Source organism: Phaeodactylibacter xiamenensis, assembly GCF_965229835.1.
GTDB lineage: Bacteria > Bacteroidota > Bacteroidia > Chitinophagales > Saprospiraceae > Phaeodactylibacter > Phaeodactylibacter xiamenensis.
On record NZ_OZ245931.1, the window covers coordinates 7,591,338 to 7,603,145 of the forward strand.

Sequence of the window (11,808 nt, forward strand, 5' to 3'; positions counted from 1 at the left end):
GGTTTGATTGGGCAAAGTAATACTTTTCTGATAATTTGGATCCGGGGCAGACTAAAAAGTTTTAAAAATATAAAGTTGAACACAAAAAATGTATATTTGTCTTAAAGCAATCTCTGTATGCCTAAACAGTCCCAAGTCTATCAACCGGATGACCGGTATTTCCAACAAGTGATGAGTAATCCGGAAGTTGCCAAAGACTATATTAAGTATTTTTATCCTGATATAGCTTCGATTGCCGACCTGGATACGCTTAATCCTCAAAAAGTTAAATTATTAAGCCCCCATTTAAAGCTTTTTAGTGCGGATGTAGTGTATCGGTGCAGGTTAAAGGCGGAAAAGGGTGCTTATCTTAATTTCTGCCTGTTGTTTGAGCACAAATCCCAGCCCGATGAGCATGTTTCCGTGCAGGTAGGGCTTTATATTTTCCTGTTAATGCAGGATATGGTGAAGCAAAAAGGGCGGAAGCTGGAACCGGTAATGCCACTTTTGTTTTACAACGGTGAGAAAGAGTGGCAGCCTAAAACAGTTCGGCAGTTGTTTCAAGGCTTTCCTCATTTTGAAAAATTGAAACCTCACCTGCCGGATTTTGAGTTTCTGTTTGAGGACGCCCACCGTTTGCCTCCCGGGGAATTGTTGAAACTGGAGTTAAGTTACTTTCGTACGGCATTAATGTCAATGGCGCTAAAGCACCGGGTGGACTTGATATTTCAATATTTTGAGGTTATTTTTGAAGGGGCATCGGATAAAGATGAGCGATTAGCAACAATAACCTACATTCTCGGTGTTGCGGAGCGATCCGCCGATGAAGTCATGGAGGCACTTGATCAAAAAGAATTTGGCACAAAATCAAAAGTTATGAGCACGCTTGAGCAATTATTGGAAAAGGGGCAGCAAGTGGGCAAGCTAAAGGCCCGGGTTTTTAACCTATTGAAAACAGCCACCCGCTTCCCGCAGATGAGCGCTGTGGATTTGGCTGATTTTACGGAATTAGAGGCCGAAAAGGTTATCGGGTTATTTGATCAATTAGCTGCTCCCGGTCAGCCGGAGCTCTTGGGCTATATTCAGGCGCAGTTCCTACCTGAAATTAAACTAAGCACCGAAGAATCCACAAAGTTAGACCAACTTGCTGCGGATTTGCTCGATTCCCGCAGATAGGAAGCGCAATGCAATTGACGTTCTCATAGTTTTGGTGGGGCTACTTCAATAACAAGGCCTTCAACCGACGATGGTTGAAGGCCTTGTATGTTTCAGCAGGCACTTGGAAACCTAAGCGGCCAGTTGCCGCTCGTACTGATTGTTGCCCAATTTGTACAACATCCGGAAGTGGCTGCGCAGGGCGGCCAGGAAAGTAGGATGCTCATAGTAGGGGATGCCATACTCCTCAGCAGTAGCCTTAACGATTGGTGCGATATCCGGGTAGTGGATATGGCAGATGTTTGGGAAAAGGTGGTGTTCCACCTGATGGTTAAGCCCGCCGATGAACCAGCCGAAAAAGTGGCGCCCGTTTGCAAAGTTAGCCGTTGTTTTGAGCTGATGAACAGCCCAGCTGTTTTCTACACTACCATGCTCATCGGTTTTGAAAAAGTGGGTCTCTTCCAATACATGAGCGCCCTGGAAAACCAGTGCCAAAAACAGTCCCGAGATGAAGTGCATCATGAGGAAGCACAGCAAGGTTTGCCACCATGCAAGTGGTAAGACCATAATTGGAAGGATCAGCGTAATGGCCACGTAAGCAATTTTCAAAAGCACGACATACGTCATGGCGCTGCCGTAGGAAACACCCTGGGCTTTGAGCAGGCCGCGTTTGTGGTAATCCCTGGTTTGCAGGAAGTCTTTGGCCACCAGCCAGAATATAGTCATCATCCCATAAAGGATGGGAGCGTAGATGATTTGAAACCGGTAAAAGGGCTTGTGCTCCTGATCTGGTGAAAGGCGGAAAATGCCTTTATCGATGTCTTCGTCATGCTCATGCACATTGGTATAAGAATGGTGCAGCACATTATGCTGGATTTTCCAATTGATGTGATAGCCGCCAACGAAATTCAGGATGCCGCCTAATATGCTGTTTACCTTGGGGTTAGAAGAATATGCACCGTGATTAGCGTCGTGCATAACGGAAAACCCAATACCTGACATGCCCATCGACATGAGTAACCACATGAGGACGATTGCCCAGGTGGCCTGTATTAGTCCGGATAGCATTAGGATCAGCGGTGCGGTGTAAAGCGTTACCATGAACACCGTTTTGAAGACCATCCGGCTGTCTCCATATTTGGTAATGCCCTTATCGGAAAAATGCTGGTTGACGCGATTGCGAAGGACCTGAAAAAATTCGGGCTGATCGTCCTTGTTGAAACGAACAGTAGAAGAAGTTGCCATAAAAGTCGTTTTGTCTGATGATATTTAATCACTCAAGGTAAGGCAGCCGTAGTAGGAATCCGAAAGATAGTCCAAAAAACTTTGAAACAGAGGCATAGATTTACGTAAATCAGACATGAAATATAATTCGGTCCGCTTATCCGCCGGGCGGATTCGGCCAAAACTGTAGCGAACCTCGCCAAGTTGCAAGCCGTTTTAACTTAAACAAAACCAAAATCATGCGATTACTCATCTCCTTATTGGTTAACGGCCTTTTAGTTTACCTCTGCGCTGAAATCCTGTCTGGTGTAGGCATAGACGGCTACTTTGATGCCGTTATCGTGGCGCTTTTGCTCGGTATGGTCAACTTCTTTGTGAAGCCGGTACTTACCCTGCTCACCTTACCTATTACTATTTTGACCCTGGGCCTGTTCCTGCTTGTGATCAACGGCGCTATGGTGCTCCTGGTCGATTGGATGCTTGACGGCTTTTATGTCGATGGCTGGGTATGGGCGATCGTCTTTGCGCTCGTGATGTCCTTTTTCAACCTGTTCGTCGGTCAGTTTTCCGTTAAGGAAGAGCGGAAGTAATTGCTTTTCCGGAAAGATACGGTTAACTTATCAGCAACTAATTCCATCATTATGAGAGCTTTCCTGGCATTTTTAGCATTTATTGCCGTTATCAATCCAATCCTGGCACAGTCCGAACAATACTGCAACAGTAACTTCGGGTTCTGCCTGGAATACCCGGAGCGTTTCTCTATGCTGACGGCAAAGGGGGCGACCGACGAACCTGCCTTATTCGTGGCCGATGAAGGGCAGACGAAAATTGAGATAGCGGGTCATGCCAATACAGCGCACTGGAGCCTTGAAGACATCTACTATATGAACTTTGAGGACTACCTGAGGCAAAATCCTGACCTGAATATTATCGAAGAAAAATTTGGGGAAAGCCAGTTCGAAGTACTGTATGAGGAAAACGGTCAGCTTCACTACTTTCGGGTACAACAACGCCCCGGCCAGTACATCAAGCTATCCGTTATGCTGCCTGCTGAAAGGCGGTCGGAACTGGCTGAGCTGAGTGCGCAATTGTCGGTTCAGACGCCTAATCCTTAAGCCATGCAGGATTTACTAACCGGTTACCTCTTGCCCATCGCGCTAATGCTGGTCATCTGGCTGGTGCTCATGAATGTCGGCAAACGCAAGCGCCGGAATCAAAGAGACCGGAGGCGTTTCTAAATTAATCGCTGCGCCGCCTGCCCCGTTTGGGCTCTTTAATCACATAGCGCACCATGAGGCTGGCGGACACATTGGTGACCGGCAGATCGTACTTTTGGTTGGCTCGCCGCTGCTGTTCCGGGAGCGAGGGGTCCTCTATCTCTATTGTGCCCAAGTCTGCAATCAGAAAGTTAGGGATGACCTTCGCATCGATCATCAGGCGTTTGGTGGGTTGGAAGGACAAGACAGGAATCAAGCTAAGGTCGATGGTAAACATATGCCCTCTGGTACTTAAAGGCCCAGGACCCAAAGATATCGTGCGATGGGCGTAGAAAGTCGATTCGAGCCCGGCGGATAGTCCAAACCGGAAATTAGGGTAGTCTCTCCGGCGTTCTCCGAAGTATTTACCTACTTCATATCGGACCCCGACAGCACCGCTGCGCTCTTCAATACCCTGGCTATGGATGGGGACTTCGTTGCCTTCATCATCAATAACCGATACCAGAAATTGATGAGAGGATTGGGTTAGTGATAGCTTGGTTAGCGAGAAATCCTGAAATAAGCCATTTTCATTCCAAATTTGAAAGCTGGCTCCCAATCCAATCAGGTTGCTCGGTGGGTGGTAGGTACCGTTTTCCACAAACTCATAGGAATTACCCTCTACAAGGACAAAGGTGCCTGAATTTCTCGTAATGAAATTCAATACCGTATACTCAAAATCCTTTATGTAACTTTTTCGGAAGCTATAGGGCCTCAAAGGAGGGGTATAATTGAAGTTGGTAGATACCGTGAGGGTGTTCCCACCCCGCCGCTGTGCCTGACTTTGCAGAGGCATAAGGCAAATGCCCAAAAGTAGAAGTACAGGAATAAGGTGGTTGACGGAGAAAGCACTCGAATAACAGAGGTTCATGATTTTAATGTTCTTTGTTTGCAGAGATACCGACAAAGATAGAATTTTTGGGCCAACCATTTTTCCAAATTCCCGTTTGGTTTTTATCCAGTTGACCTTCAATTGCTTACCTATGAAAATGCCAGCCCTGTTTTCTGCACTCTTGTTGACCGCAAGCCTAATGGCGCAGCGCCCGGTCATTGATGATTTCACCATCAGTGGGGATACCTACCGTACCGACAATGATTGCTTTCGGTTGACCGAGGAGCGGGACTACTCTTCCGGCTCCATCTGGTACCGTCGCCCCATCAGCCTGAACGAGCCCTTTTCCATCGAGCTGAGCGTATATCTGGGCTGCAAGGACGATGCGGGTGCCGATGGGATGGTCTTCATTTTTGCGCCCAGCGCCAACCTGACAGGCTGGAGGGGGGAGGGCATTGGCTTTGCCGGGCTGCGGCCTTCTATTGGCATCGAGATTGACACCTGGCTGAATGAGCACCTGCTGGACCCGGTGGAAGACCATGTAGCAATCATGGCCAATGGCAGGGTAGGGCACTTCAATAATCTGGCCGGGCCCAAGCCTATTCTCAATATCGAAGACTGTGAGCAGCACAAACTGGCAGTGCGCTGGTCCCCGGCAGAACAGCGCCTGTCTGTGGAAATCGACCGCCGGGAAGTCATCGCTGCGGAAGTCGATTTGAAAAATGCCATTTTCCAGGGCAATGACGTTGTATACTGGGGCGTGAGCGCAGCTACCGGGCGTTACAATAATTACCACGAGGTATGCTTTGACCGCTTATCCTGGCTGCCGTTGGAGGAGGCAGGACCGGTCTACTGTGGGAAGTGAGTGCTATAGCTAAGCCCTAAAAATTGTATTTGAGGATACAATAAATCGCCCGAAAACCATCTTTCCAGTTGATCTTTTTACCCTCGGCGTAGGTACGGCCATAGTAAGAAATGCCTACCTCATAGATGCGGATGCCGGGTATACGGGCAATCTTGGCCGTGACCTCCGGCTCAAAGCCAAAGCGCTGTTCTTTAAGCTTCAGGCTTTGGATGGTCTCCCGGCGGAAGAGCTTGTAGCAGGTCTCCATGTCCGTGAGATTGAGGTTGGTCATGGCATTCGACAGGAAGGTCAGGAATTTGTTGCCTATAGAGTGCCAGAAAAATAAAATGCGGTGTGGCTTGCCACCCATAAACCGGGAGCCGTAGACGACATCGGCCACTTCATCCAGTACTGGCTTGAGCAAAATATTGTACTCCTCCGGGTCGTACTCCAGGTCGGCATCCTGAATGATAACGTAGTCGCCGGTGGCTTCCCGAATGCCGGTATGCAGGGCAGCTCCTTTGCCTTTATTCACTTCGTGCTTGTAGTACTGAATATTGAAACCGGGATTTTCCTGCTGATAGCGCTGAATGGCAGCCTCGGTATCATCAGTGGAGCAGTCGTTGACGATAATGATCTCCTTCTGAAGTCCCCCACTGAGCACCACAGCCCGGACTTTATCAAGTATAAAATGGATGGTCGGCCCTTCATTGTAGGCTGGGATGACGATAGACAGGGTCTTGCTCATGCGCGTGGATTGTATGTCGCTTTTTGTTGGTTCCTATAAAATGTCAAAGGTAAAAAAAGCTGCTTAGATGAGCGGCGGGCATATTGGCACCCCTGTTGGCAAAAGCCAATCCTGTGCAAAAGAGCGTAATTACAGCAGGTTTTGGGCTACTGCTTCGCGAAACGACCAATGTCTACGGCTTCATCCAGTTCGTTCCCATTCACCAGATGAGCCGCCAGATGATGCGCCCAGTAGGGGCCAAGAGAAGCACCCTTGGTACCCAGTCCGTTAAAGATCGCAAGGGCAGGGAATTCAGGGTGTTGCCCCAGGAACGGGCGACGGTCTTTGACCGTTGGGCGGACGGCTGCCCGGTGCTCAACCACGTCAAAGGGCAGGCTTAAGACATCTTTTAGCCGTTGTTCGAGGTAATCCCGGCCCCGGGAAGTGGGCTGGTCATCGTCGAATTTCCAGTCGTAGGTAGAGCCGATCCAGTAAAGCCCGGAGTCTGCAAGGGGGACAATGAATACCCGGTGTTTTAGGATTTTCTCAAAATCAGCCCCCGGGATGCGCACGATGAGCACTTCGCCTTTCGCTCCTCCGAAGGGGAGGTAGTTGAAGTAAGGGTTCTGAGTGCCCAGGTGCCCTTCCGCAAAAATCAGCTGTGAAGCCGAAACTACGTTTTTGTAAGTGGCTTGCTCCGGAGTCAGGGTAAGCTGACTGTAGTCGAAGTGGTCCTCCAGCAGCGCGCCTTTTGCTTTCAGGTACTTGCGGTAAGCTCCGGTCAGGCGGGCCAGGTCGGTTTGTCCGGACTGTGTGACTTCTCCATAGCTGTAGGCGAGTACGGTCTTGGTGGCGTATTGGTCGAGCACGGGCTGATTGAGCATATAGGGCGTGTAGGCAGGGTCTCCCGTTCGGGAAAGCCAATCGTTTTCTTCCCCCTGATTGAACAGGGTGCGAATGATATTCCGCTCATGGAAAATTGGAATATTGAGCTGAGCCTCCAACTGCCGGTAGGTGCGGACCGCAAATGGGATGAGGTCATCCACCCGCCAGGACTTGACGTATCGCCTTCCCGTGATGGGATTGATAATGCCTGCCGCCACCTGAGATGCTGCGTTCGGGCTGTACTGATCGATGACAAAAACGGATTTTCCTGCTGCCTCCAGAAAGTGCGCCAACAGGGTGCCTGCAATGCCTTGCCCCACGATGATGAAGTCTGCGTGTTTCATATCATCCTTAACAAAAAAGCGGCAACGGGGTTTTCAGAAGTGGTTCAGCAAATGGAGCGACAAAGGGAGGTGTTTTTCCAACATTTTTTATGGGCATAGGTTATTACCGGTACAAATACTGAAGCATGAGCCTATCACTGCAGGTGCAACGCGCACTCGCTTTTATTTTTCTCTTTTTTGCTTTTTCTGCCGCTGCACAGGACAAATATGTGCTAAGCGGCTACGTGAAAGATGCGGCCACTGGTGAAACGCTGATTGGCGCGGCGGTTGCGGTGGCCGATTCAGCAGGGCTGGGCACGGTCACCAATGCCTATGGCTTTTACTCTTTGGAAATACCGGCAGGCACGCACCGGCTGCGCTTTTCCTACGTGGGCTACGCAAGGGAGGAAGCAACGGTAACCCTCAACGAAGCGAAGCGCCTGAATGTGGAGCTGACTGAAGAAAGTGTGGAGCTGCAGGAGGTCGTCGTCAAGGCTCGTCCGGATGACGCCAACGTCAAGAGTACCGAAATGGGTACGGTGGGCCTGCAGATGGATAATGTGAAAAAGCTGCCGGCGCTTATGGGCGAAGTGGATGTGCTAAAGACCATTCAATTGTTGCCCGGCGTACTGTCGGCAGGGGAGGGGAATGCGGGATTCTACGTCCGGGGTGGCGGGCCGGATCAAAACCTGGTCCTGCTGGATGAAGCCGTGGTCTACAATCCGGGGCATTTACTGGGCTTCTTCTCTGTATTCAATGCGGATGCCATCAAGAATACCACCCTGATCAAAGGGGGCATGCCTGCACAGTACGGTGGGCGGCTATCCTCGGTAGTCGATATTCAGATGAAGGAGGGTAATGACCGGGAATATGCCATGGAAGGCGGCATCGGGCTCGTGGCCTCCCGGGTGACCTTCGAGGGGCCTATCGTGGAGGAGCGCAGCAGCTTCATCGTCTCTGCCCGGCGGACCTACGCCCTTGACCTGGCTCAGCCTTTCCTTAACAGTACTTCCTTTGCAGGGACGAACTATTATTTTTACGACCTTAATGCCAAAGCCAATTACCGGTTTAGCGATGAAGACCGTCTGTATTTCAGCACTTACTTTGGCAGAGATGTGCTGCAGTTCCGGAGCAATGCCCGCGACTTCAACTTCGATATGCCCTATGGCAACGCAACAGCCACTCTGCGCTGGAACCACCTGTTCAGCGATAAGCTGTTTATGAATGTTTCTGCCATCTACGATGACTACGACTTCGGCTTTAGCGGCGGGCAGGGCGACTTTAGGATAGGGCTGGAATCCGGTGTGCGCGACTGGAATGGAAAGGTGGACTTTGAATACTTCCCAAATCCTAACCATCATCTGAGGTTCGGCGCGAACTACACCTACCACCGGCTGACCCCAAGCCTGGCTACGGCAACGAACGGTGATGAAGTTTTTGGCAATGAAGGAGAAATCCGTTATGCTCATGAAAGTGCGGTCTACCTTGCAGACGAAATGAAAATCGGACCAGGTATCCGCCTGAATGCCGGGCTCCGCGTTTCTGCCTTTACGCAGCTTGGTCCTTACACCTCAAAACAGGACAGCACTGAGTATGCTGCCGGGGAGCCGGTGAAGACTTACATAGGGGTGGAGCCCCGGCTGGCGACTACCTTTTATCTCAATGCTGTATCCTCCCTAAAGGCTGGGGTAACGGTGGCGAATCAGTACCTGCATCTGGTCAGCAACTCCACAAGCACTTTACCCACAGATATCTGGATGCCCAGCTCGGAGATTATCAAGCCTCAGATTGGCGTGCAGTACGCGTTGGGGTATTTCCGCAATTTCCGGGACAACCGCTACGAAGCATCTGTGGAAATTTACTACCGCGACTTGTACAACCAGATTGATTTCCGGGAAAACTACGTGGATAATGTCGCCAATGATTTGGAAGAAGAATTCGTATTTGGGCAGGGCAGGGCCTATGGGCTGGAGCTTTTCCTGCAAAAAAAGAAGGGGCGCTTTACAGGCTGGATTGGCTATACCCTGTCCCGCACCGAGCGCATCTTCCCGGAAATCAACAACGGCAATCCATTTCCGGCGATTTACGACCGGCGGCATGACCTTTCGGTGGTGGCGAATTACACCCTCAATAAGAAATGGGAATTTGGTGGTGCCTTTATATTTGGTACGGGCAATGCCTTTACCCCGGTGCAACGATTGTACTTCATCGATCAGTTTCCGGTGCAGGAGTATGGCCCGCGCAACAGTGCCCGCCTGCAGGACTACCACCGCGTGGATTTCTCGGCGACCTATACGCCCAAACCGGACTCCAAAGCGCGCTTCCGGTCCAGCTGGAACTTCTCGGTTTACAATGCCTACAGCCGGCAGAATCCATTTTTCATTTATTACGATTTTGAGTCGGATCCTAATGCCGGTACTGCGGCTGCCCGAGCCTACCAAGTGTCGCTCTTTCCGGTGATTCCTTCGGTAACCTGGAATTTTTCCTGGCGGTAGAGGGCGGGCATACTGAAGCCGCTGATCTGACTGAAACCACTGATCTTGCAACCCTGCTGCCGCCCCACAAACATGCCCCGCTCTTATGCCCCCGCTCGAAATCCGCGAAAATCTGCGCAATCCGTCTAATCCGTGTTCCCCCTCACGCCGCGCACGACAATAGTACGCTGAAGCCGCTAATCTTTTCCACCAAGGCTTGCCTCGCTGAGGAGCCCATTAAAAATCAACCAAACCCTATTCCCAATACCCAGTCTGCCCGATTTTTATATTTTTGTACTCAATTCCCGAAAAGCCACCAAGTTCAACTACATGTCTAACATCGCCATTTTTCCAGGTTCCTTCGACCCTATCACCATTGGTCACGTTGACCTGATTAAGCGCGCCCTGCCGCTTTATGATAAAATCATCGTTGCTATCGGCGTCAACAGCCAGAAGAAGTATCTTTTTTCCCTTGAGGAAAGGTTGGAGTGGCTCCGGGAGGTCTTCGCAGATGAACCCAAGGTGGAAGTGGGGCATTTCTCCGGCCTCACGGCGCACTACGCCCGTCAGATCGGTGCGCGGTACCTGCTGCGTGGCTTGCGGAATGCCTCAGATTTTGATTATGAAAAGACGATTTCCCAACTGAATAACATCGTCGGGGAGGGGATAGAAACTATTTTTCTGATTAGTCAGCCGGCTTACTCCCACATTAGCTCCACAATCGTACGGGAAATCATTATTGGCGGGGGAGATGCAACGCCCTTCGTGCCCGAGGCCCTGCGGGAGCGCTTTAAGTCTACTTAAGTTCCTTACGAGCTATTAGCGGAGTTTTGGGGTTAACAATCATTTTCTCCTCGCGGGGTAAAAGCACTACATCCATATCCTCCAGGGGGATTGGGCCTAATAGGGGTTCATTGTCCCCAGGCAGCAAAACGGCGCGGGTGGTTGTCGCCCGGTTTTCAAATTGGATATCAATGGGGCCCACGATTGGATACTTTTCCTGTTGCCCATTCGCCAATTCGAAGACTTGTTCATCAATAATCGGTAAGCCAAGCTGTTCTTTGATGGTTTCATTAATAGCGAGGTTATACGCGCCGCTATCGACCAAAATGCTAAGCTCAAGGCTTCTAATGGCCGCTTTGTCCATTGCTTTGGCATCGGCCAGAACGACATCCCGGGTATTAATGAGCCTTATTGTTGCATAAATTTTTTCCCATAGCACAAATTACAAAACACTGCCATCATAATCAATCCTCTCCGTCCACGTGCACGACCTGATCTTCTTCCAGCAGCGGCATAAGCTTGTAACGGAGGTAGAGCTGAGTGGTTGCCAGCACATCCTTCTCGCAGTAAAAGGAAATACGCCGCAGGTCCTTGTCTTCCCAGTATACCCGGCCTACCTGCGAGCCATCTATGTCATCTTTGGGCGATGGGAAGCCCAGCACAGCTGCCAGCAACTTCAGGGAGGTGAAGTTCTTACGGTCGCCGAAAGACCACATGTCCATGGTGTCGATGATGTGCTTGGTTTCCCAGGGTTTCTTGCCCGATAAGTCAAACGGAGCAGGCAGGGGCAAGCGGTTGATGATGAGCCGGCGGCAGATGTAGGGGATGTCAAACTCTTTGGCGTTGTGCCCGCAGAAGCCGAATTTGTTGGGGTCGTTGTAGTACTTGAAGACCATCTGCGAGAACCCCTGCAGGAGCTCGGCTTCATTTTCACTGGCAAAGGACTTAAGCCGGATTTTGAGTTTTTTTTCTGCTTTATCCCGGTGGACCACGCCAACGGAGATACAAACGATTTTTCCGAACTCCGCAAAGATGCCTGCTTTTTCCGTGTAGGATTCCGCCACCTCTCCCTCTGTCAGCGGCTCGGTTTGGCCGCGCGCAAGCTGATTGGCTTTGATGGTCCAGAGTGCTTTGAGGTCGTCACCCAGGCTGTCGAAATTCGGTTTGCCGGAAACGGTTTCGATATCCAGGAACAGAATGTTGGCTATATCAGGCATAGAAGATGCGATTTTTGACAAAAATAAAATAAATACAGCTACCAAATCCTATCGGGAGCGATATGGGGGCGTAAGTGTTTGGCGATTTGTAATAAAATTTCGATTTTAA

Annotated in this window: 12 protein-coding genes; 6 read left to right on the forward strand and 6 right to left on the reverse strand. The window is 50.2% G+C overall.

Features of this window, described 5'->3' with window-relative positions; translation table 11 throughout:
* Positions 1 to 117 precede the first annotated feature (117 nt).
* A complete protein-coding gene (locus ACO08I_RS28985; protein ID WP_421947937.1) occupies positions 118 to 1,155 on the forward strand; it encodes an Rpn family recombination-promoting nuclease/putative transposase in 1,038 nt (345 codons plus the stop codon).
* Between the two features lie 111 nt (positions 1,156 to 1,266).
* Here ACO08I_RS28985 and ACO08I_RS28990 read toward each other — a convergent pair whose 3' ends face one another.
* Entirely contained in the window at positions 1,267 to 2,379 is a 1,113-nt protein-coding gene (locus ACO08I_RS28990; RefSeq protein ID WP_282778595.1) for a fatty acid desaturase family protein, read from the reverse strand.
* Between the two features lie 218 nt (positions 2,380 to 2,597).
* On the opposite strand from ACO08I_RS28990, the gene ACO08I_RS28995 reads away from it, so the two are divergent.
* Both ACO08I_RS28995 and ACO08I_RS29000 read left to right on the forward strand, forming a co-directional pair.
* A complete protein-coding gene (locus tag ACO08I_RS28995) occupies positions 2,598 to 2,948 on the forward strand; it encodes a phage holin family protein (RefSeq protein WP_282778590.1) in 351 nt (116 codons plus the stop codon).
* Between the two features lie 51 nt (positions 2,949 to 2,999).
* Entirely contained in the window at positions 3,000 to 3,473 is a 474-nt protein-coding gene (locus ACO08I_RS29000) for a hypothetical protein (RefSeq protein WP_282778588.1), read from the forward strand.
* 124 nt (positions 3,474 to 3,597) lie between these two features.
* Here the strand turns inward: ACO08I_RS29000 and ACO08I_RS29005 are convergent, their stop codons facing one another.
* Positions 3,598 to 4,485, reverse strand: a complete 888-nt coding sequence (locus ACO08I_RS29005) for a hypothetical protein (protein ID WP_421947938.1) — start codon at positions 4,483 to 4,485, stop codon at positions 3,598 to 3,600.
* A gap of 112 nt (positions 4,486 to 4,597) precedes the next feature.
* Between ACO08I_RS29005 and ACO08I_RS29010 the strand changes: the two genes are divergently transcribed.
* Entirely contained in the window at positions 4,598 to 5,311 is a 714-nt protein-coding gene (locus ACO08I_RS29010) for an L-type lectin-domain containing protein (RefSeq protein ID WP_421947939.1), read from the forward strand.
* Between the two features lie 16 nt (positions 5,312 to 5,327).
* Here the strand turns inward: ACO08I_RS29010 and ACO08I_RS29015 are convergent, their stop codons facing one another.
* Positions 5,328 to 6,038 carry a glycosyltransferase family 2 protein gene (locus ACO08I_RS29015; protein WP_421947940.1) on the reverse strand — a complete coding sequence of 237 codons (711 nt, stop codon included), beginning with the start codon at positions 6,036 to 6,038 and terminating at the stop codon, positions 5,328 to 5,330.
* 146 nt (positions 6,039 to 6,184) lie between these two features.
* Positions 6,185 to 7,246: an NAD(P)/FAD-dependent oxidoreductase gene (locus ACO08I_RS29020; RefSeq protein WP_421947941.1), complete on the reverse strand. Its 1,062-nt coding sequence runs from the start codon at positions 7,244 to 7,246 to the stop codon at positions 6,185 to 6,187.
* Between the two features lie 125 nt (positions 7,247 to 7,371).
* On the opposite strand from ACO08I_RS29020, the gene ACO08I_RS29025 reads away from it, so the two are divergent.
* Both ACO08I_RS29025 and coaD read left to right on the forward strand, forming a co-directional pair.
* Complete coding sequence (locus ACO08I_RS29025) at positions 7,372 to 9,720, forward strand: TonB-dependent receptor (protein ID WP_421947942.1); 2,349 nt, start codon at positions 7,372 to 7,374, stop codon at positions 9,718 to 9,720.
* Positions 9,721 to 10,029: 309 nt separating this feature from the next.
* On the forward strand, positions 10,030 to 10,503 hold the full coding sequence (gene coaD, locus ACO08I_RS29030; protein WP_044224950.1) for a pantetheine-phosphate adenylyltransferase: 474 nt from the start codon (positions 10,030 to 10,032) through the stop codon (positions 10,501 to 10,503).
* Here coaD and ACO08I_RS29035 read toward each other — a convergent pair.
* Together ACO08I_RS29035 and ACO08I_RS29040 are read right to left on the reverse strand one after the other, a co-directional pair.
* Positions 10,496 to 10,921 carry an aspartyl protease family protein gene (locus tag ACO08I_RS29035; RefSeq protein ID WP_421947943.1) on the reverse strand — a complete coding sequence of 142 codons (426 nt, stop codon included), beginning with the start codon at positions 10,919 to 10,921 and terminating at the stop codon, positions 10,496 to 10,498. The genes coaD and ACO08I_RS29035 overlap by 8 nt on opposite strands.
* Positions 10,922 to 10,946: 25 nt before the next feature.
* Entirely contained in the window at positions 10,947 to 11,699 is a 753-nt protein-coding gene (locus tag ACO08I_RS29040; RefSeq protein ID WP_421947944.1) for a 3'-5' exonuclease, read from the reverse strand.
* Between the last annotated feature and the right edge of the window lie 109 nt (positions 11,700 to 11,808).